Annotated in this window: 23 protein-coding genes; 17 read left to right on the top strand and 6 right to left on the bottom strand. The window is 73.4% G+C overall.

Translation table 11 applies throughout. The features are described from left to right. Positions 1–476 precede the first annotated feature (476 nt). Complete coding sequence (locus tag IF06_RS0113385) at positions 477–2,096, top strand: DUF885 domain-containing protein (protein WP_030271270.1); 1,620 nt, start codon at positions 477–479, stop codon at positions 2,094–2,096. Positions 2,097–2,129: 33 nt separating this feature from the next. Here IF06_RS0113385 and IF06_RS0113380 read toward each other — a convergent pair whose 3' ends face one another. Both IF06_RS0113380 and IF06_RS0113375 read right to left on the bottom strand, forming a co-directional pair. After that, the gene (locus IF06_RS0113380; protein ID WP_030271268.1) at positions 2,130–2,957 is read right to left on the bottom strand and encodes an NAD(+) diphosphatase; all 828 of its coding nucleotides are present in this window, start codon (positions 2,955–2,957) and stop codon (positions 2,130–2,132) included. Continuing rightward, on the bottom strand, positions 2,954–3,646 hold the full coding sequence (locus tag IF06_RS0113375; protein WP_013284092.1) for a hypothetical protein: 693 nt from the start codon (positions 3,644–3,646) through the stop codon (positions 2,954–2,956). Before IF06_RS0113375 ends, IF06_RS0113380 begins: the two co-directional genes overlap by 4 nt. 212 nt (positions 3,647–3,858) lie before the next feature. On the opposite strand from IF06_RS0113375, the gene eno reads away from it, so the two are divergent. Genes eno through IF06_RS0113350 form a run of 5 tightly spaced genes read left to right on the top strand, consistent with a single transcriptional unit; the run spans position 3,859 to position 7,870 of the window. Further along, positions 3,859–5,142: a phosphopyruvate hydratase gene (gene eno, locus IF06_RS0113370; RefSeq protein WP_013284093.1), complete on the top strand. Its 1,284-nt coding sequence runs from the start codon at positions 3,859–3,861 to the stop codon at positions 5,140–5,142. Between the two features lie 28 nt (positions 5,143–5,170). After that, the gene (locus IF06_RS0113365; RefSeq protein ID WP_030271266.1) at positions 5,171–5,806 is read left to right on the top strand and encodes an FtsB family cell division protein; all 636 of its coding nucleotides are present in this window, start codon (positions 5,171–5,173) and stop codon (positions 5,804–5,806) included. 23 nt (positions 5,807–5,829) lie between these two features. Further along, the gene (locus IF06_RS0113360) at positions 5,830–6,387 is read left to right on the top strand and encodes a DUF501 domain-containing protein (RefSeq protein WP_013284095.1); all 558 of its coding nucleotides are present in this window, start codon (positions 5,830–5,832) and stop codon (positions 6,385–6,387) included. A 1-nt stretch (position 6,388) separates the two neighbouring features. Next, positions 6,389–6,898, top strand: a complete 510-nt coding sequence (locus tag IF06_RS0113355; protein WP_013284096.1) for an amino-acid N-acetyltransferase — start codon at positions 6,389–6,391, stop codon at positions 6,896–6,898. 42 nt (positions 6,899–6,940) lie between these two features. Continuing rightward, entirely contained in the window at positions 6,941–7,870 is a 930-nt protein-coding gene (locus IF06_RS0113350; RefSeq protein ID WP_036310704.1) for a Ppx/GppA phosphatase family protein, read from the top strand. Positions 7,871–7,979: 109 nt separating this feature from the next. Here IF06_RS0113350 and IF06_RS0113345 read toward each other — a convergent pair whose 3' ends face one another. Next, positions 7,980–8,168: a hypothetical protein gene (locus IF06_RS0113345; RefSeq protein WP_030271261.1), complete on the bottom strand. Its 189-nt coding sequence runs from the start codon at positions 8,166–8,168 to the stop codon at positions 7,980–7,982. A gap of 178 nt (positions 8,169–8,346) precedes the next feature. Here IF06_RS0113345 and IF06_RS0113340 point away from each other — a divergent pair, with 178 nt between their 5' ends. The 3 genes from IF06_RS0113340 (at position 8,347) to IF06_RS0113330 (ending at position 9,902) form a co-directional block, all read left to right on the top strand. Then, positions 8,347–8,544, top strand: coding sequence for a hypothetical protein (locus IF06_RS0113340; RefSeq protein ID WP_230651275.1), 198 nt, complete (start codon positions 8,347–8,349; stop codon positions 8,542–8,544). Between the two features lie 63 nt (positions 8,545–8,607). Beyond that, complete coding sequence (locus IF06_RS0113335; protein WP_030271259.1) at positions 8,608–8,940, top strand: PadR family transcriptional regulator; 333 nt, start codon at positions 8,608–8,610, stop codon at positions 8,938–8,940. Further along, the gene (locus IF06_RS0113330) at positions 8,937–9,902 is read left to right on the top strand and encodes an HAAS signaling domain-containing protein (protein ID WP_030271257.1); all 966 of its coding nucleotides are present in this window, start codon (positions 8,937–8,939) and stop codon (positions 9,900–9,902) included. The genes IF06_RS0113335 and IF06_RS0113330 overlap by 4 nt, the downstream gene beginning before the upstream one ends. Before the next feature lie 81 nt (positions 9,903–9,983). Here IF06_RS0113330 and IF06_RS0113325 read toward each other — a convergent pair whose 3' ends face one another. Further along, positions 9,984–10,301, bottom strand: a complete 318-nt coding sequence (locus IF06_RS0113325; RefSeq protein ID WP_030271255.1) for a helix-turn-helix domain-containing protein — start codon at positions 10,299–10,301, stop codon at positions 9,984–9,986. Continuing rightward, positions 10,298–10,660 (bottom strand): type II toxin-antitoxin system RelE/ParE family toxin, encoded by a 363-nt coding sequence (locus tag IF06_RS0113320; RefSeq protein ID WP_013474046.1) that lies wholly within the window; start codon positions 10,658–10,660, stop codon positions 10,298–10,300. The genes IF06_RS0113325 and IF06_RS0113320 overlap by 4 nt, the downstream gene beginning before the upstream one ends. Positions 10,661–10,837: 177 nt before the next feature. Between IF06_RS0113320 and IF06_RS0113315 the strand changes: the two genes are divergently transcribed. The 8 genes from IF06_RS0113315 to IF06_RS0113280 all read left to right on the top strand — a co-directional run bounded on the left by IF06_RS0113315 (position 10,838) and on the right by IF06_RS0113280 (position 18,036). After that, entirely contained in the window at positions 10,838–11,578 is a 741-nt protein-coding gene (locus IF06_RS0113315) for a dienelactone hydrolase family protein (RefSeq protein WP_013474047.1), read from the top strand. 49 nt (positions 11,579–11,627) lie between these two features. Beyond that, a complete protein-coding gene (locus IF06_RS0113310) occupies positions 11,628–12,311 on the top strand; it encodes a uracil-DNA glycosylase (RefSeq protein WP_232236677.1) in 684 nt (227 codons plus the stop codon). A 20-nt stretch (positions 12,312–12,331) separates the two neighbouring features. Then, positions 12,332–13,063, top strand: a complete 732-nt coding sequence (locus IF06_RS0113305) for a DUF4129 domain-containing protein (protein ID WP_013474049.1) — start codon at positions 12,332–12,334, stop codon at positions 13,061–13,063. Further along, positions 13,060–13,644: a hypothetical protein gene (locus IF06_RS0113300; RefSeq protein ID WP_030271251.1), complete on the top strand. Its 585-nt coding sequence runs from the start codon at positions 13,060–13,062 to the stop codon at positions 13,642–13,644. The genes IF06_RS0113305 and IF06_RS0113300 overlap by 4 nt, the downstream gene beginning before the upstream one ends. After that, positions 13,644–14,642, top strand: a complete 999-nt coding sequence (locus IF06_RS0113295) for an AAA family ATPase (protein ID WP_013284108.1) — start codon at positions 13,644–13,646, stop codon at positions 14,640–14,642. The genes IF06_RS0113300 and IF06_RS0113295 overlap by 1 nt, the downstream gene beginning before the upstream one ends. Beyond that, positions 14,642–16,003, top strand: coding sequence for a DUF58 domain-containing protein (locus IF06_RS0113290; RefSeq protein WP_030271249.1), 1,362 nt, complete (start codon positions 14,642–14,644; stop codon positions 16,001–16,003). Before IF06_RS0113295 ends, IF06_RS0113290 begins: the two co-directional genes overlap by 1 nt. A 37-nt stretch (positions 16,004–16,040) precedes the next feature. Then, positions 16,041–16,601: a hypothetical protein gene (locus IF06_RS0113285; RefSeq protein WP_030271247.1), complete on the top strand. Its 561-nt coding sequence runs from the start codon at positions 16,041–16,043 to the stop codon at positions 16,599–16,601. A gap of 103 nt (positions 16,602–16,704) precedes the next feature. Next, positions 16,705–18,036 (top strand): NAD(P)/FAD-dependent oxidoreductase, encoded by a 1,332-nt coding sequence (locus IF06_RS0113280; protein WP_013284111.1) that lies wholly within the window; start codon positions 16,705–16,707, stop codon positions 18,034–18,036. Between the two features lie 56 nt (positions 18,037–18,092). On the opposite strand, the gene IF06_RS0113275 is transcribed toward IF06_RS0113280, so the two are convergent. Next, positions 18,093–19,922: a hypothetical protein gene (locus IF06_RS0113275; protein WP_030271245.1), complete on the bottom strand. Its 1,830-nt coding sequence runs from the start codon at positions 19,920–19,922 to the stop codon at positions 18,093–18,095. Between the last annotated feature and the right edge of the window lie 45 nt (positions 19,923–19,967).

Raw genomic sequence — 19,967 nt, 5'->3', positions numbered from 1 at the left:
GCCTAACCCCCCCCCCGCGCCTCACCCTGCCCCGCCCTCTCCCCGCGATCTTGCACTTTCGGCCCGAGCGGTGCCGCAAATGCCCCCTCTGCCCGGGCACAAAGTGCAAGATCGCCGAGTCGGCTGGCCGCCAGCCCTCGCCAGCCCTCGCCAGCCCTCGCCAGCCCAGTCCAGCCTTCCTTGCTCGACCGCGCCCCTCCCGGCAGGCGAGACTCGTCGCCCGCATCCCGGGATCGCCGTAGATCTTGGTACGAAAGTGCCCCTATGGGGGCCGTTTCCGTCCAAGATCTACGCCCGCCCCGGACGACGCGCGCTCGCGGCCGACCAACCGGCACCCAGGCGGTGGCCTTTCAGGGGACTCGCGGCGGTGATCAAGGGGTTTGGGTCGAGGGCGGGCTCTGGCGGGGACACGAACTCCTTGATCAACGGGGGCGGGGAGGCGGGAGAGCGGGCGGGGTGATCGGTAGGGTCGGGGGATGGAGTCGTTCGGGCCGCTTGCGGAGCGGATCGTGGAGGCGTTGCTGGAGAGCCGGCCCGGGCTGGCCACCTCCGCCGGGGATCACCGCTACGACGACCGGCTGCCCGATCTCTCCGCCGACGCCCTCGCCGCCGACCAGGCGATGCTGAAGGACGCCGCCGACGCGCTCGCGGAGATCGACCCGGACGCGCTCGACGTGGCGGAGAGCGTCGACCACGCGCTGCTCACCAGCCTCGTCGACAGGGGACTGTTCGAGGCCACCGAGATCCGCGGCCACGAGTGGGATCCGCTGCGCCACAATCCGGGGCCGCTGCTGCACGCCCTGCTGGCCCGTCCCTTCGCCCCGGCCGAGGAGCGCCTGACCAGTCTCGTCGGGCGTCTGTCGGCCGTACCCGATGCGCTGTCGACGGCGCGCGCGACGCTGCGGGACATGCCGCGGGTCCACGCGGAGACGGCGGTCGGGCAGTTCGCCGGTACGGCGGCGCTGATCCGCGACGAGGTTCCCGGTTTGCTCGCCGAGGCGCCGGCGATGCGTGACCGGGTCGGCCCGGCGGCCAGCGAGGCGATCGCCGCGCTGGAGGAGTTCGTGGCCTGGCTGCGGCAGGGCCTGGCCGCGGACGCCGGTCCGGGGCGTGACCCGCGGCTGGGCCGGCGGCGGTGGGAGGCGCGGCTGTGGCACACGCTCGACACCGAGCTGAGCGCAGCCGAGGTGCAGCGCCGCGCCTGGGCCAACCTCGACCGGGTCACCGAGGAGATCCGCGCGGCGTCGGTCGAGCTGGTCGGTGGTCCGGCCGACGACGAGACGGTACGCCGGGCGCTGGACCTGCTGGCCGCCGAGCACCCGGACGACGCCACGATCGTCGACCTCGCCTCGGTCACGCTCGACGAGGCGAGTGACTTCGTCCGCCACCACGACCTGGTCAGCATGGTCGGCGACCCGTGCGTGATCCAGGAGATGCCGGAGTTCGCGCGCGGCGTGGCGGTGGCCTACTGCGACTCGCCGGGCCCGCTGGAGACGGCCGACGTGCCGACGTTCTACTGCATCTCGCCCACCCCGGCGGACTGGCCGGCGCAGCGGGTCGAGTCGTTCTACCGCGAGTACAACGACCACATGATCCGCAACCTGACCGTGCACGAGGCGATGCCGGGTCACTTCCTCCAGCTCGCCCACGCCCGCCGGTACGACGGCCCGACCCGGGTACGCGCGCTCACCGAGTCGGGCGTGTTCGTCGAGGGCTGGGCGGTCTACGCCGAGGAGCTGATGGCGGGGCTCGGCTTCGGCGGACTGCCGGTGCGGTTGCAGCAGCTCAAGATGCAGCTCCGGATGACCATCAACGCGCTGCTGGACCAGCTCGTGCACTGCGACGACATGCCCGAGTCCGAGGCGATGGCGCTGATGACCGGGCGCGGCTTCCAGGAGGAGGGCGAGGCGGCCGGCAAGTGGCGGCGGGCGCTGCTCACCTCGACGCAGCTCTCCACGTACTTCGTCGGCTACAGCGAGATGGCCGACATCGCCGCCGCCCGGCCGGACGGCGTGACGGTGCGCGACTGGCACGACGCCATGCTGGCGCACGACTGCCCGCCGCCGCGCCACCTGCGGACACTGCTGGGGGTGTGACGGCCACCGTCCGGGCGGCGACCCGGCCTGCGGTCACCGCCCGGCGGCGACCGCGTCGATCAGCCAGCGCGACAGGGAGTACGCGGGCGGCAGCTCGGCGGGCAGCGCGCCGGTCGGGAACCAGCGCGCCTCCGTCAGCTCGATGCCGTCGACGACGGGTTCGGCGGCCGGGTCGGTCACCTCGGCGGTGAAACCGGCGAGCAGCGTGCCGGGCCCGGACAGCGCCCACGGCTGGCTGTCCACGTAGACCGGTCGCCGCAGCGTCAGGCCGACCTCCTCGGCGACCTCGCGGTGCACCGCCGCCTCCAGCGACTCGCCCGCCTCGACGAACCCGGCGACGAGTGCCCACAGCTGCGTCGGCCCCTGCGCGTGCCGGACCAGCAGCAGTTCGTCGACGCCGCCGGCCGGGCCGGGGCGGGTGATCGCGGTCAGCACCGCGACGGACAGCGGCACGAACACGGTCAGCCCGCAGTCCGGGCAGCGCCGCGCGGTCTCGCCCGGCACGTCGGCCAGCTCGGCCCGGCACGCGCCGCACCACCTGTGGGTACGCCGCCAGGTGACCACGGCGAGCGCCCGTCCGGCCAGGTCGGCGCGGGGTGCGGGCAGTTCGGCGGCGAGGCCGCGCCAGCCGCGCCACGGGCCGGGAAGCGACTCCGGATCGGCCACCTCGGCCGCCCACGCCGGAACGCCGTCGAGCGTGCCGACCGGGATCCAGGCGAGGTCGCCGGGCAGCGCGCCGATCCGCAGCGGCTGCTCGTCCGGGCCGGTCAGCAGCTTCCGTCCGGCCACCGGCAGCGCCAGGTCGTCCGGCTCCGGCGGCCGCCCGTGATCGGCAGCAGGCAGGAACCCGGGCGGGGTCACGACGTGGACGGGCGGCGGTCCACCACGCCGGCGCCGTCCGGGACCGCGAACGCGGCCGCCTCGACGCTCTCGGTGTAGCGGCTCAGCGTCACCTCGGTGGGCTTGCCGTCGAGCGTGCCGGAGAAGCTTCCCAGCACACCCTCGTTCGTCACGCAGGCGTTGAAGCGCTCCCCGTCGTGGGTGACGTCGACGCAGGTGGCGTGGTGTCCGGCGAGAGTGGTGTCGCTCTGCTCGATGACCGCCTCCGGCGCCAGCGCCGCCTCGGTGAGCAGCCGGATCACCGCGGGCGGCGTGACCAGGCCCTGCTTGCGTGCCTCGTCGTAGACGATCACCGACGGCTTCCCCGCGGTGAGCACGGGCGGCGAGACGGTGCAGGAGGTACGAGCGGCGGTGCTCGCGCACCGGGTCACCGACTCCTGGGTCACCGTGATCTTGCCGCCGGGCCAGGTGTACGTGGACCGCAGCGGCTTCTTGGTCTGCGCGATCGAGGCGGTCCGGCCGCCGTCGATCTGGTAGTCGGCGGCCCAGGTCTGCTCCAGCGCCCGGTCCATCCGCGCGGCGAGGTCGTTGACCAGGTCGGCGCGACCGAGCGCGACGTTCGCGTCGTCCAGGGCCTGACAGCCGGTGACCGAGAGCGACGCGATGACCGAGGCGGCGAGCACGCGGAGAGTCGTCGAGGCGGCAGGCATGATGCCCAGCCTTGTCGATCGACGCAACGTCTCGCAAACCGGTTGCCGGTTGACGACCGGTAATCCGGGAATGTCCGTCTCAGCAAGCGCCTCGGGGGCCGCCCCGAGCGGGGTGCGGCAGGGCGGGGACCGATACGCTGCGTTCAACACCTGCCTCAGCCGCACCGTCGCGGCCCATACGGACCGGAACCACACAAACGAGGAGCGACTCAGTGGCAACCATCGAGGGAATCGTCGCCCGGGAGATCCTGGACTCGCGGGGCAACCCGACGGTCGAGGTCGAGGTCGGGCTCGACGACGGCACGATCGCCCGCGCCGCGGTGCCGTCCGGCGCCTCCACCGGCGCGTTCGAGGCGGTCGAGCTGCGCGACGGTGACAAGGATCGCTACCTGGGCAAGGGTGTCGAGAAGGCGGTCGCCAACATCGAGGACCGGATCGTCGACCAGCTCATCGGCTACGAGGCCAGCGAGCAGCGGCTGATCGACCAGAAGATGATCGACATCGACGGCTCGGACAACAAGGGCGAGCTGGGCGCGAACGCCATCCTCGGCGTCTCCCTGGCCGTGGCCAAGGCCGCCGCCGGCAGCGCCGAGCTGAGCCTGTTCCGCTACCTGGGCGGCCCGAACGCGCACCTGCTCCCGGTGCCGATGATGAACATCCTCAACGGTGGCGCGCACGCCGACTCGAACGTCGACATCCAGGAGTTCATGATCGCGCCGATCGGCGCGCCGACGTTCCGGGACGCGCTGCGCTCGGGCGCCGAGGTCTACCACGCGCTGAAGTCGGTGCTGAAGAAGAAGGACCTGTCGACCGGCCTGGGCGACGAGGGCGGCTTCGCCCCGAACCTGCCCACCAACGCCGCCGCGCTGGACCTGATCGCCGAGGCCGTGGAGAAGGCCGGCTACCGGCTCGGCACCGACATCGTCTTCGCGCTCGACGTGGCCGCCACCGAGTTCTTCGACAACGGCACCTACACGTTCGAGGGCAGCGCCAAGAGCGCCGAGGAGATGAGCAACTACTACACCAAGCTCGCCGGCGACTACCCGATCGTGTCGATCGAGGACCCGCTGGCCGAGGACGACTGGAGCGGCTGGGCCACCCTCACCGCCGCGCTCGGCGACCGCATCCAGATCGTCGGCGACGACCTGTTCGTGACCAACCCGCAGCGCATCGCCCGGGGCATCGCCGAGCAGGCCGCCAACGCGGTCCTGGTGAAGGTCAACCAGATCGGCTCGCTCACCGAGACGCTCGACGCCGTCGACCTGGCCCACCGGGCCGGCTTCAAGTGCATGATGAGCCACCGTTCCGGCGAGACCGAGGACACCACCATCGCCGACCTGGCCGTCGCCACCGGCTGCGGGCAGATCAAGACCGGCGCGCCGGCCCGCTCGGACCGGGTGGCCAAGTACAACCAGCTCCTGCGGATCGAGGAGGAGCTGGCCGACGCGGCGCGGTACGCCGGTGCCGGCGCGTTCCCGCGCTACCGTTCGGCCTGAGCGAGCGCTCCGGGGGAGGGGTGTGACGATGCAGCAGCGCCGCACACCGGGTGGCCAGCGGCCCGCCCGCCGGCCGGGTCAGCCCGGCCGGACGGGCGGTGCCCGGGTCCGGTCCACGGCACGCGACAACGGCGTCCGCGCGGAGGCGCGCGCCGCCGGCCGGTCACCCGGCGCGTCCCGTGCCACCGACGGCGTACGCTCCGCGAGCCGCCCCGCCGCGGCCCGGCGTACCGCCGCCGGTGGCCCGGTCAAGCGGCTCACCGCACCCCAACCCCGGCGCTTCACCGGGCGCGCCACAGTGCTGTTCGCGGTGCTCATCGCGCTCGCCCTGGCGTACACCTATCCGGTCCGGGTCTACCTGGACCAGCAGGCCGACATCGAGCGGATGGAGGCGGCGCAGGCCGCCCAGCGGGCCGAGATCGACCGGCTCACCGCCGAGGCGGCCAAGTGGAAGGACCCGGAGTACGTCAAGACGCAGGCCCGGGAGCGGTTCTTCATGGGCAAGCCGGGCGAGACGCTGCTCGTGGTGCTCTCCGACCCGGAGGGCGCCGCGAAGGACGCCGGCAAGGGCGCGAAGCCGGGGGCGCCGAAGCCGCCCGAGCCCTGGTACGACACCCTGTGGGGGAGCGTGCGGGCGGCCAACGCCGAGCGCCCCGACAAGTGAGCTTTGATCCGAGAGGCACTTCCTTGAGCGTCGTACCACCGCAGGAGCCGGCGGCGGACTCCGTACCCCCGCCGGAACGCCAGCCGGCCACCGAGGCCGACCTGGCCGCGGTGGCCGCGCAGCTCGGACGCCCGCCTCGCGGCACCCGCGCGGTGGCCCACAGGTGTCCCTGCGGCCTGCCCGACGTGGTGGAGACGACGCCCCGGCTGGCCGACGGCACGCCGTTCCCGACGCTGTTCTACCTGACCTGCCCGCGTGCCACAGCGGCGTGCAGCCGGCTGGAGTCGGCCGGGCTGATGAAGGAGATGGCCGAGCGGCTCGCCGAGGATCCGGAGCTGGCGGCGCGGTACCGGGCGGCGCACGAGGACTACCTGACCCGCCGGGAGGCGATCGGGGAGGTGCCGGAGATCGCGGGCATCTCGGCCGGCGGCATGCCGGGGCGGGTGAAGTGCCTGCACGTGCACCTCGGGCACGCGCTCGCCGCCGGGCCGGGGGTCAACCCGTTCGGCGACGAGACGCTGGCGCTCGTGGAGAAGTGGTGGGCGGCCGGCCCCTGCGTGGACGTGCCCGCGGTCCAGTGAGATGAGCGCCGACGAGATCACTGTGCGCCGGGCCCGCACCACCGACGTACGCGGCATCCGGCGGCTGGTGGACACCTACACCGACGACCGGCGGCTGCTCAGCAAGGCGACTGTGACGCTGTACGAGGACGTGCAGGAGTTCCGGGTCGCGGTGACGTCTGACGGCACGGTGGTCGGCTGCGGCGCGCTGCACGTCATGTGGGAGGACCTGGCCGAGATCCGGACGGTGGCGGTCGACCCGTCCTGCCGGGGCCACAAGATCGGGCACCGGATCGTCGGCGGGCTGATCGACGCGGCACGGGAGCTGGGCATCGCCCGGATCTTCGTGCTCACGTTCGAGACCGGCTTCTTCGGCTCGTTCGGTTTCCGCGAGATCGACGGCGCGCCCGTGCCGCAACCGGTGTACGAGCAGCTCCTGCGCTCGTACGACGAGGGCGTGGCGGAGTTCCTGGACCTGGAACGGGTCAAGCCCAACACCCTGGGCAACACCCGCATGCTGCTGCGCCTCTGACCGTGCGCGGGCTGCCGTAGGGTGGGCGCCGTGAGTGCGCGTGTGGCCGCCATCGACTGCGGGACCAACTCGATCCGACTGCTGATCGCCGACCTGCCCGAGTCGTCGGCCGGGGAGGCGGCGCCGCTGCGCGACGTCAGCCGGCGGATGGAGATCGTCCGGCTGGGGCAGGGCGTCGACCAGACCGGCATGCTCGCGCCCGAGGCGATCGAGCGGACCCGCGTGGCGCTCGCCGACTACGCGGCGGAGATCGAGAAGTCCGGCGTCGAGCGGGTACGCATGTGCGCCACCTCGGCCTCCCGCGACGCCTCCAACGCCGCCGACTTCCGCGCCATGGTCGAGCGCACGCTCGGCGTACCGCCCGAGGTGGTGACAGGCGACGAGGAGGCACGCCTGTCGTTCACCGGCGCGGTGCGCGGCCTGCCTGCCGACGCCGAACCGCCGTACCTGGTGGTCGACATCGGCGGCGGCTCGACCGAGTTCGTCGTCGGCACCCGCGCCGACGGGGTGCGCGGCGCGATCTCGGTGGACATCGGCTGCGTCCGGATGACCGAACGGCACCTGCACGACGATCCGCCGACAGCGGCGCAGGTCGCCGCCGCCGAGTCCGACATCGCCGCCGCCGTCGACCGCGCGCTCGCCGCCGTGCCCGGCCGCGAGGCCGCCACGCTGGTCGGGCTCGCCGGTTCGGTCACCACTGTGGTCGCCCTGGCGCAAGGGCTCCGGGAGTACGACCCGAGCCGCATCCACCACGCCCGCGTCTCGTACGAGCAGGTGGCCGAGGTGACAGCCGACCTGCTCGGCAAGAGCAGTGAGCAGCGGCTGGCGTACCCGGTGATGCACCCGGGGCGGGCCGACGTGATCGGCGCGGGCGCGCTGGTGCTGCGAGTGATCATGGAGCGGGCCGGGATGCCGTCGGTGGTCGCCTCCGAGCACGACATCCTCGACGGCATCGCTTGGAGCCTCGCCTAGCCCGCTCGCTCTTTCGCCGCCGCACCTTCAGGCGGTGATCAAGGAGTTCGTGTCCGATCGGGGCGCCTCAGAGGACGCCAACTCCTTGGTCAACAAGGAGGGCCGGGCGTCAGCCAGTCGCCAGGTCGGGGCGGTGTTCCCTGATCCACTTCTCGACGTCGGACTTCCGCCAGACCTTGCCCATCGCCAGCACGGCGATCGGCTCCGGGAAGTTCCGCTGGTTGGCGATCACGGATGCGCGCTGACGCGACACGTTGCCGAGCATCGCCCGGATCTCCGACACGCCCACCAGCTCCACACGTTGACGATGGCAGTGTCGGCGTCGCCGGACAGCGACAACTACGGAGGCTATTGACGTTGACAACAGGAGGCGACACGATCGGGGGATGACCGTGAGGAACTGTTCTCCCGTACCCGATCGCAGTCGCCGTGTCGTGCGGCCGCACGTACCGATGCGGCCCCTCTGGTTGTGCCGGGTGTGCGCGGCCCCCTGGCCGTGCCAGCCGGCCCGCCTGTTGCTGCTGCTGGACTACCGGCGCGACCGCGTCGCCCTGTCCATCCACATGGCGGGCTGCCTGTTCGACGCCACCGCCGACCTGATGGCCGCCAACCCGAACCCGGCCGACCTGTTCGACCGTTTCATCGGGTGGACCGCCCGTCCTTCCTCCCGGTGAACAAGGCCGGGCAAGGTCCTGTGTGATTGACGGTAGTGTGGATTGCGCACTAGTGTGCGGAGCGTGGATACCACGCAGCTCCTCAAGGGCGTGCTCGACCTGGCGGTGCTCGCCGTGCTCAAGGACGAGGACGGATACGGCTACGACATCCTGCGGCGGCTGCGTGAGGCCGGCCTCACCGAGGTCGGCGACGCCTCGGTCTACGGCACGCTGCGCCGGCTGTTCGCCGCAGGCCTGCTCACCACGTACGTGGTGCCGAGCGAGTCCGGGCCGCACCGCAAGTACTACTCGCTGAACGCGGCCGGGCGTGACCAGCTCACCCGCTCCGGCAAGACCTGGCGCTCGTTCGCCACCACCATGGACGCACTGCTCGACGATCGGGGGATGGCGGCATGACCGTCACTGGGCAGGAGATCACGGACTACGTCGACCGGGTACGCGCGGCGCTCGCCGACCTGCCGCCGGCAGTCCGCGACGAGCTGACCGAGGACCTGCCGGAACACCTCGCCGAGGTGGCCGCCGAGGGCGAGGGCGCGCTCGTGGACCGGCTGGGCACCCCCGAGGCGTACGCGGCCGAACTTCGCGCCGCCGCCGGCGCCGGGGAGGGGCGGCGACCGGCGCGCTTCCACCGCCTGGCCGAGGCGCGGGATCAGGCGGCCACTCAGATACGTCTGCTGGATCGTCAGCTCGGCCCGGTGCTCGGGCACGAGACGGTGAGCGACTTCCTGCGTCCGCTGCGTCCGGCCTGGTGGCTGGTGCGTGGCTGGCTGGCCGCGCTGCTGATCAGCGTCATGGTGGACGGTGGCCGGCCCGGTCTGCTGCCCCGGCCGAACGACAACGCGTCGGCCGGCCTGCTGCTGCTCATCGGCGCGGTGGTCGCGTCACTGTGGCTCGGCCGCCGTTCCGCGGGCTTCACCGGTTGGCCGCGCCGCCTGCACCGGCTGGGTACGGCCGCGCTGCTGCTCTTCGGCTTCGCGGTGCTCGTCGATGTGGACCGGAACGCCAGCTCCGACGTCTACAGCGGCTACGAGCAGACGTCGGTGGACCGGCGGTACGACCGGATCGAGGACGTCTTCGTCTACGACCAGCAGGGGCGGCTGATCCGCGACGCGCAGCTCTTCGACCAGAACGGCGTGCCGATCCGGCTCGGCTGGCCGAACTGCCTGGACTCGTCCGGCGCCGTGCCCGCACCCCGCAACGCCTACCCGTACTGCCCGGAGCTGGCACCGTTCGGCGCACCGGCCTCGCCGTCGATCGCCCCGCCCGCACCCGCGCCCACAGGCAGCGCCACCCCGACCGCGCCCGCCACGCCCGCGCCCAGCACCAGCGCTTCCCCGGAACCCACGTCAACGCGATAGAGCGCGCTCGACCCGCGAGATCTTGGAAGGAAACGGCCCTCATAGGGGCCGGAATCCTCCAAGATCTCGCGGGATCCGCTGTCAGGCGATGGCGGCGATGTCACCGTCGTCGAAGTAGATCGCCTGGTGGAGCCGGCCACCCAGCGCCGCGGCGAACCGGGCCACCACTTCCTGTCCGGAGATCTTTCCCTGCTCGATCTGGGAGACCCGTCCCTTGGTGACGCCCATCCGGTCGGCGACCTGCTGCTGGGTCAGGCCGCGCGCTCGCCGTACCTCCGCGAGGCGGTGACCGATGACCTCGGCGAGGAGTTCCTGCTTACCCGCGTCGACCGCATCTTCCCCGCCGACCCGGGCGACGTGGTCGGCGCGGATGTCCTGCCACCGGGAGTAGCCGCTCATGCCTTCCCCTCCTCTCGTGCCCGGTCCTTGAGGTAGAGCTCGTAGCGGTGCTCGGCGACGGGAATGGCCTCCTGATACCACGTCTTCCACCGGCCGGACTTGTCGCCGGCGACCAGGAGGATGCTCGAGCGCCACGGGTCGAACGCGAAAAGGATACGCACGGTGCCCGGCCGGAGCTCCTTCAAGTTCGCCATCGACGAACCGTGGATGGTGTCGACAAGGGGTCGTCCGAGTCCTGGTCCGTGCTCGGCCAGGAGGTCGATCGCCTGCACCACTCGCGCATGGGTGGACGCGTCGAGAGTGTCGAGCCACTGCCGCACCTCGTCGACCAGGTAGACGTCCCAGTCTCCAGCCACCACGGGGCTAGTTTAGCAATCGCTATACCCAGCGTGTGTGCCTGTCCGGCGGTTCAACAGGAGGTGAATGCCACTGTTGTTCCGTCTTCCCCGCGCCGGTGACCGCGTGGCAGGCTACCGGCACGTATCAGCCAACTGGGCGACCAGCCAATGATGACTGACCGCTAGGAGGACGGGCCCATGGGCGAGATGGTGAGCTTCACCGGCAACGGGGGGACGAGCGAGGGGTATCTCGCGATACCCTCCGGCGGTGCGGCCAGCCCGGCGGTCATCGTCATCCAGGACTGGTGGGGACTGGTGCCCCACGTCCGGGCCGTGGTGGACCGCTTCGCCGAGGCCGGCTTCGTCGCCCTCGCGCCCGACTTCCGGCACGGCGGGCCGGCCGTGAAGCCGACCGAGCCGCGGCTGATGCTGAACAGCTCCCAGATGGACGAGGCGGCCAGCGACATCGCCGCCGCCGCCGAATACCTGGCGAGCCGGTCCGAGGTCGCCGGCAAGGTGGGCTGCGCCGGGTTCTGCGCGGGCGCCAGCCTGGCGCTGTGGTCCGGCACGTTCTCCGAGCGCATCGTGGCCACCGCCGGGTTCTACCCGCGCCTGCCCTGGGAGGGCATGGCCACTGGCGCGGCGGACAACGCCGGTCGCACGGGCGCGGCGGACAACGCCGGCCGCACCGACTGGGCCGGCTACGCCGGGAAGGCCGCGCTCATCCACTGCTCCGAGGCGGACGGCCTGTCCGCCGCCGACGGGGTGCAGAGCGTACGCCGGTCCATCGAGTCCGCCGGTGGCACCTGCCAGACCTTCGACTACCCGGGCACTGCGCACGCGTTCTTCAACGAGGACCGGCCCGAGCACTTCGACCAGCGGGCGGCCGCCACCGCCTGGGCCCGCACGCTGGAACTGTTCCGGGCGAAGCTTGGCTGAGTCGCGTACCCCGCAGGACGTGGTCGCCCGCGCCGCGCGGGCGGCCGACATGGCCGACCTCGACGGCGCGGTCAGCGGCTGCTTCGCCTGCCCGCGCCTGGTGGCCTGGCGGGAGGAGGTCGCCCGGGTCAAGCGGGCCGCCTTCCGCGACCAGGACTACTGGGGACGGCCGGTGCCCGGCCTCGGGCCGCCGGACGCCCGCATCGCGATCCTCGGTCTGGCGCCGGCCGCGCACGGCGGCAACCGCACGGGCCGGATCTTCACCGGGGACCGGTCCGGTGACGTGCTGTTCGCCGCGCTGCACCGCGCCGGGCTGGCCAACCAGCCGACGAGCGTGTCCGCGGACGACGGCCTGACGCTGCGCGACACCCGCATCTTCGCGGCTGTGCGGTGCGCGCCGCCGGACAACAAACCCACCCCGGCCGAGCGCGACACCTGCGCGCCGTGGCTGCACCGCGAGGTCGAGTTGATCCGGCCCACGCTGCGCGTCGTGGTCGCGCTGGGCGCGTTCGCGTGGGCCGCGTGGTGGCCGGTGCTACGCCAGGTGTACGGGCAGCGACCGCCCACACCGCGACCGGTGTTCGGTCATGGGGCACACTGGTCCGGCGAGTCGGTGCCGGCGTTGCTGGGCTGCTATCACGTCAGCCAGCAGAACACGTTCACCGGCCGGCTCACACCGGCGATGCTGGACGACGTGTTCACCCGGGCGAAGGACCTGGCCGGGGTGGACTGAGGAACACCTGAGGCGGTGGGATGGATTTCGGCGTACTGCGCAGGTGGTGGCCGGTCGCCGCGGTGACGGTGCTGCTCGCGCTCGCCGCGTTCGCCGCCGGTCACTCCGCCATCGGGGCCAGCCGGATCCCGCCCGCCGCCGACACCATCCCGTACGTGCCGGACTACCCGTCGCCCGAGGCGGTGCCGTCGATCCCCGTCGAGCCCCGGGACGTGGGCGAGTCCACCTCGGGCGGTGTGCCCGGCTGGCTGGCCACCGCCGCCGTGGTGTTGCTGTCCGCGGCGGTGCTGGCCGCCGTCGGGTACGTCCTGTGGAACGTGCTTCGGGGCGCGCTGCGGCGCACCACTCGCGCGGTGCCGGTGCGGCGCACCAGGCGTACCGCCGAGGGGACCGCCCGCGAGGTGGTGGCCGCGCTCGACGCCGGACTCGTCGAACTGGACGACCGCTCCACCGACCCGCGGACCGCTGTGATCGCCTGCTGGGTACGCCTGGAGGAGGCCGCCGAGGACGCGGGTGTGCCCCGGCACACCGGTGACACCCCGACCGACCTGGTGGGCCGGCTGCTGCGCGGCGACCCGGCGGCCGGCATCCCGGCGATCGCCAGCGCCGACGTGCTCGACGGTTTCGCGCACGTCTACCGGGAGGCCCGGTACGCCACGCACCCGGTCGACGAGCACACCCGGGACCAGGCCCGCGCCGCGTTGCGCCGGTTGCGCGGCGAGCTGACCAGCCTGGCGGGGGAGGCGTCGTGAGCACCAGCATCGACGACCTGCTGTCGTTCGGCGAGGAGCCCGCCGGGGAGGACGTCCGGCCCACGGGCGGCGGCCGGGCGCGCCTGCTGCTGCGGACCGCCGCGGTCACCGCCGCCGTCGTCGTGGTGGTCGTGGTCGGGCTGCGCGCGGTCGGCCTGAAGGTGCCGATCTGGATCATCGTGGCGGGGGTGCTCGCCGTACTCGCCGTACGCCGGGTCACCACCGCGCTGTCACCCCCGCCGCCGCCCCGCGCGGGTGCCCGGACGCCCGCCGGTGAGGAGCCCGGCACCTGGAACTGGTCCGCGCGGGACGCGCTGCGCACCGCGATCAACGGCTGGGAGCGCCCGCTGGACTGGTGCGCCGGCAACCAGGAGCGGTTCACCGAGCGCATCCTGCCCCGCCTCGGCGAGCTGGCTGACGAACGGCTGCGCCAGCGCCACGGCGTCACCCGTGAGTCCGACCCGGCCCGCGCCCGGGCGGTGCTCGGCGAGCCACTGTGGACGTTCCTCGCCACCCCCGCCCGCCGCCCTCCGTCGCCGCGCGACCTCGCGGCGATCGTCGCCGAACTGGAGAAGATCTGATGAACGACGTGGACCGGAGCATGGCCCCCGCCGAGGTGGGCCGGCTCGCCCGGGCCGTCCTGGAGGCGGTCGGCACCGTCGTGGTCGGCAAGCGGGACGCGCTGGAGCTGGTGCTGGCCGGCATCCTCGCCGGTGGTCACGTGCTGCTGGAGGATCTGCCCGGCCTGGGCAAGACGCTCACCGCGCGCTGTTTCGCGCAGGCGCTCGGACTGGACTTCCGGCGGCTCCAGTTCACCCCGGACCTGCTGCCCGCCGACGTGACCGGCTCGTTCCTCTACGACCAGAGCAGCGGCGACTTCGCCTTCCGGGCCGGCCCGGTGTTCACCAACCTGCTGCTCGCCGACGAGATCAACCGGACGCCGCCGAAGACGCAGTCGGCGCTGCTGGAGGCCATGCAGGAGAAGCAGGTATCGGTCGAGGGCGTGACCTACCGCCTGGACGAGCCGTTCCACGTGCTCGCCACCGCCAACCCCATCGAGTACGAGGGCACGTACCCGCTGCCGGAGGCGCAGCTCGACCGGTTCCTGCTGCGGGTGTCGTTCGGCTACCCCACCCACGACGAGGAGTGGGATGTGCTGCGGCGCCGGATCGCCCGCCGCCGCGAGGAGGCGGAGATCAAGCCGGTGGTGGACGCCGCCACGCTGCGCGCCATGCAGGCCGCGCTGGAGGACGTGGTGGTCGAGGACTCGATCGGCCGGTACATCGTGGCGCTCACCGCTGCCACCCGGGAGCACCCGTCGGTGCTGGTCGGCGCGTCCCCGCGCGGCTCGCTGGCGCTGCTGCTGCTGTCCCGGGTGCGGGCGGTGCTCGCCAACCGGGACTACGTGGTGCCGGAGGACGTCAAGGCGGTGGCGGCGCCCGCGCTGGCGCACCGGATCACGCTGCGGCCGGAGATGTGGCTGCGCCGCGTCGACCCGTCGTTCGTGGTCGGCGAGGTGCTGGAGTCCACGCCCGCCCCGGCGAGCGGCGCGCTGCCCAGCTACGCCGCCGGACGCTGATGGACCGGGCCGACGCGGCAGGCGGCTGGGCGCCCACGTGGGCGCTCGGCCGGGCCGTGCTGCTCACCGGTGTGCTGCTCGTCGCCGCCGTCCTGCTGGGCCGCATCGACCTGGTGGTGCTCGCCACGCCGTTCGCGCTCGGGACCGCGTACGCGCTGCGCCGCCGTCCCGCCGCGCTGCCCGAGCTGGAACTCGGCGTCGGGGACACCCACCTGGTCGAGGGCGCGCCGCTGGCCGCCACCGTCGCGGTGGCCAACCCCGACCTGGTCGGGTACGACCTGGCGGTGGTCCGGACCCGGATGTCGCGCTGGCTGCGGGTGGAGCAGGTCGGCTTCGGCGGCACCGGGCTGGACGTGAGCCGCTCCGGCGGGGCGGACCGCCCGTTCGTCACCTCCGTACCCCGGGGCAGCGCAGTCGACCTGGAGCTGACCGGCACCGCCCTGCGGTGGGGGCGGCACCCGATCGGGCCGGCCGGGGTGCGGGTCGCCGCCGCCGACGGGCTGCTGGTCTCCCGCGCGGTGATCACCGACCCGATCCGGGCCCGGGTCTATCCGCGTACCGAGCCGTTCGACGCGGTCGAGGCGATGCCGCGGGCCGCCGGGCTGGTCGGCGCGCACCGCTCGCGGCGGCCGGGCGAGGGCGGCGAACTGGCCGGGGTACGCGTCTTCGCGCCCGGCGACCGGTTGCGCCGGATCGACTGGCGGGTGTCGCTGCGGGCCCGCCAGCTGCACGTCGCGTCGACGCTCTCGGACCGGGACGCCGAGGTGGTGGTGCTGCTGGACGTGCTGGCCGAGGCGGGCCGCTCCGGTGGCGTGAACGGGACCGCGTCGGTGCTGGACACCACCGTGCGGGCCGCCGCCGCGATCGCCGAGCACTACCTGCACCGCGGCGACCGGGTGTCGATGCTGGAGTACGGGCCGGCCGCTCGCCGGCTGCGTCCGGCCACCGGCCGGCGGCAGTACCTGACAGTGCTGGAGTGGCTGCTCGACGTGCAGGCCGAGTCGTCCCCGCACGAGCCGTACGACCAGGTCTTCGGCCCGCAGGTGCTCTCCTCGGACGCGCTCGTGGTGGTGCTCACCCCGCTGCTCGACGAGCGGTCCGCGCAGATGCTGGCCCGGCTGGCCCGGGGCGGGCGGTTCGTGGTGGCGGTGGACACGTTGCCGGCCGAGCTGCCGGTGCCGAAGGAGCGGGGGTGGGCCGAGGTCGCGTACCGGCTGTGGCGGCTGGACCGGGACACGATGATCGGCCAGCTCCGCGAGCACGGCGTGCCGGTGGTGCGCTGGGCGGGCGCGGGCAGCCTGGACGAGGTGCTGCGCGACGTGGCCCGGCTGGCGACCGCCCCGAAGGCGGGGCTGCGATGAGCACGGGGAACGCAGTCGCGAACGGAAGGGCGGCCCGGTGAACGCGGTTGTGGAGCGGGTGCGGGCGCTGCGGTTCGCCGCCGCCCGGGTCAGCCCGCTGCCGCTGCTCGTACGCGGCGGCATCTTCCTCACCGTGCTGGCCGGCTTCCTGCTCGCGTACCCGGTGCAGGCCCTCACCCCGCGCTCGCTGCTGGCCATGACGGTGGCCGCGGTGCTCCCGGCGGCCGGGCCGCGCCGGATCTGGCCGACGTTCACCGCGCTGGTGACAGTCGGCGGCTGGCTGCTGGCCACGCTCGGCTTCGACCGGCCACCGGCGCTGTGGCGGCTGCTCGCCGTGGCGACGCTGCTCTACCTGGCGCACTCGCTCTGCGCGCTCGCCGCGCTGCTGCCCTACGACGGGCTGATCGACCCGGACGTGGTGCTGCGGTGGCTGGGCCGGGTGGGTGGCGTGGTGCTCGCCAGTGCCGTGCTCGGCGTGGTGCTGGCGTGGCTCGGGGGAGTGGGCGGCACCGACGGCTCACAGGCCGCGACTGTGGTGGGACTGCTGGTGGCGGTGGGTCTGAGCGCCCTGCTGGGCTGGCTGCTCCGGCGCAGGTGACGCACCGTTCCGGGGACGTTGCGCAGGTCACACGGGTTGTGCTCCGTCACAGAAGGGGGTCTCGCGCGGGATTACCCGAAGCACCCGGGGAAAGATAGATGACGTGAACCCGAAGCGGATCCTTGTCGTGGGTGCCGGTCACGTGGGCCTGTACGCCGCTCTGCGCCTGTCCAAGAAGCTGAGCAGGCGTGAGGCCGAGGTCATCGTCGTCGACCCGCAGCCGCACATGACGTACCAGCCGTTCCTCCCGGAGGCATCGGCGGGCAACATCTCCCCTCGGCACGCCGTGGTGCCGCTGCGGCGGGAGTTGCGCAAGTGCACCGTGGTGGCGGGCACCGTCACCCGGATCGACCACGACCGCATGACCGCCGTGGTGCAGCCGATCAGCGGCCCGGCCCGGGAGATCCAGTACGACCACGTGGTCGTCGCCCCCGGCTCGGTCTCCCGCACCCTGCCGATCCCCGGCCTGCACGAGAACGGCATCGGGTTCAAGACCATCGGCGAGGCCATCTTCCTGCGCAACCACGTGCTGGACCGGCTCGACGTGGCGGCCTCCACCACCGACCCGGCGGTCCGCAGCCGCGCGCTGACGTTCGTCTTCGTGGGCGGCGGCTACGCCGGCATCGAGGCGCTCGCCGAGATGGAGGACATGGCCCGGGACGCGCTGCGCTACTACCCGGAGCTGAAGCCGGAGGACATGCGCTGGGTGCTCGTCGAGGCGACCCAGCGGGTGCTGCCCGAGGTCGACCGGGACATGGGCGCCTACACGGTGCAGCAGCTGATGAAGCGGGACATGGACATCCGCCTGGACACCCGGCTGGAGTCCTGCGTCGACGGTGTGGTGAAGCTCTCCGACGGCGACAGCTTCCCGTCCGACACCATCGTCTGGACCGCCGGCGTGAAGCCGTCGCCGATGCTGGACGCGACGGACTTCCCGCGTGACGAGCGCCGCCGGGTCACCTGCCGGCCGACGCTGCAGATCGTGGACGGCGACCGGGTGGTCGAGGGCGCGTGGAGCGCCGGTGACTGCGCCGCCGTACCGGACCTGACCAAGGAGCCGGGTAACTTCTGCTCCCCGAGCGCCCAGCACGCGGTGCGGCAGGCGGCGCGGATGGCCGACAACATCGCCAACGTGATCCGCGGGCGCGAGCCGGTCGACTACAAGCACAAGCACGCCGGCAGCGTGGCGAGCCTCGGCCTGCACAAGGGCGTGGCGCAGGTCTACGGCATCAAGATGACCGGCTGGCCGGCGTGGTTCATGCACCGGACGTACCACATGTCGCGGATCCCCTCGTTCAACCGCAAGGTGCGCGTGGTGGTCGACTGGACGCTGGCGTTCTTCCTCAAGCGTGAGGTGGTCGCGCTGGGCCAGCTGCACGACCCGCGCGAGGAGTTCGCCGAGGCGTCGGCCCCGCCGGTCGCCGCGCGCGTCTGACGCGTTTCGCGTAAGGGCCCCTTCCGCACGGGAGGGGCCCTTCGCCGTGTTTGGGGTCAGAAGCGCCAGGTCCAGGCGTCGGCGAGCCGCACCCCCGGCCGCCCGTAGAGCTGCTCCAGGGTGCGCCGCAGCATCTCCGCGTGCGGCGTGTCGTCGGTCACCGCCATGCACGAGGCGTGCCAGAACTCGACGTCCCGGGCGGCCTGGCGGCGTTGCCGGTCACCGATCGCGGGTGCCACGCCGCGGCGGGCCACGTCGGCGAGCAGCGCCGAGGTGGGACGCTGCCAGGTGCCCATGGTGGCCGAGCCGTGCGGGCCGTACGGGCCGATGAAGAAGCCCTCCGGCATGGCGAACGCGACGCCGGTGGCGGTGGCCCAGCGCATCGGCCAGGGATCCTGCGGGGTGGCGGTGGGCACCGGTACCAGCACCCCGCCGGGGCGTACGCACCGCTGCCAGTGGCCGCCGGTGACGAACTCGGGCAGCGGCGGCCGGTCCATCGTGGGCAGCGGTGTGGGGAAGACGCTGAGCAGCGCCGCGCCGACCGCGAACGGGATGACCCGGCGGGCCCGGCCGGGTTCGGCGAGCGCCCGGTGCACGGCGAGCGTGAGCACTGTGCCGACGAGCGGCAGCACCGCCAGCGCGAAACGCGTCGGCAGCGCGCCGTCCACCACCGGGAGCCCGGCCAGCAGCGCGTACGGACCGGGGATCCCGGTCCGCTCACCGCCGGCCACCACCTCCGGGCCGAGCGCGAGTGCGGCCATCGTCAGCGCGGCGGCCACGACCGCCACCACCGGGGCGCGCCGGCCCAGCCGGACCGCGCAGGCGGCGGCTACCAGCAGCAGCGGCCAGCCCAGGAACGTGGTGAACTCGGACGGACCGGTGGTGAGCCGTACCGCCTCCGGGCTGCCGAACACCGTCAGCGCGGACAGGCGGGTCCAGGCGATCAGGTCGGCGGAGAAGTAGGCGGGTGGGAACATGCCGTCCGCGACGCCCTGCGGGCCGGCGAACTGCACCCACAGCGGGTACGCCAGCACCGGCAGCGCCAGCCCGGCGGCGGCGAGCAGACCACCGGCGAACCCGGAACCGGCCCGGCGCAGCAGGCCCCGGTCGGCCAGCCCGTACGCGACGGCGGTCACCGCCAGGGTGAGCGCGGCGAGGAACAACACCTCCTCGCCGACGAATACCTGCACGGTGACGACCGCGGCGAGCCCGGCCGCGGAGGAGGCCGTCCGGCGGCGGTCCGGGCCGTCCGGCCGACCCGCCGGGTCGGCGGCGCGCAGCAGCCGGACCACGAGCCAGACCAGCACCGGGACCAGCCACTGCGCGGTCATGTGCAGGTGGCCGTTGCTCTGCGAGACCATGCCCGGCCCGAAGCCGCAGAGCGCCGCGCCGAGTACGGCAGCGAGCCGGCGGGCCCGCAGGACGCGGGTGAACAGCAGGTACCAGGCGAGCGCCGTACCGGCCATGTTCGCGGCGACGAGCAGGGCGAACGTCACGGGCGCCCCGAACGCCAGCGTGACCGGGGCGAGCAGCACACCGAGCGCCACGATCGACGTGTTGGCCATCAGGTTGACCCCGTCCGGCGCGTTCAGCCGGCCGGTGACCAGGCTCAGCTCGCCCCGCAGGGCACGCGCGTCCAGCGCCAGGAACCACTCGTACAGCGTCTGGTCGGCCGGGTTGAGGGCGAGTGCGCGAGTGCCCGGCGCCGGCCAGAGACCGTGGGTGAGCCATCCGGCGAGCGCGACGAACGCCAACCCGGCGAGCAGGTCCGCGCGGTGCCGCCGGACGGCGGCCGTCACCCGCCGCGTGACCGCCGCCGGGCGGGCCGCCCGGGCGTGATCGGGCCCGGGTGCCGTGCGGGCGGCGCTGGTCACGGCCTCGACCATAACGGCCGCACCCGTCGGGGTACGCCGCGTCGCGGCCGAGCCGCT

The organism is Micromonospora globosa (assembly GCF_000717585.1).
Classification (GTDB): domain Bacteria; phylum Actinomycetota; class Actinomycetes; order Mycobacteriales; family Micromonosporaceae; genus Micromonospora; species Micromonospora aurantiaca.
The sequence above is the reverse complement of the archived record's forward strand: the minus strand, read 5'-3'. Positions and strand labels throughout refer to the sequence as shown.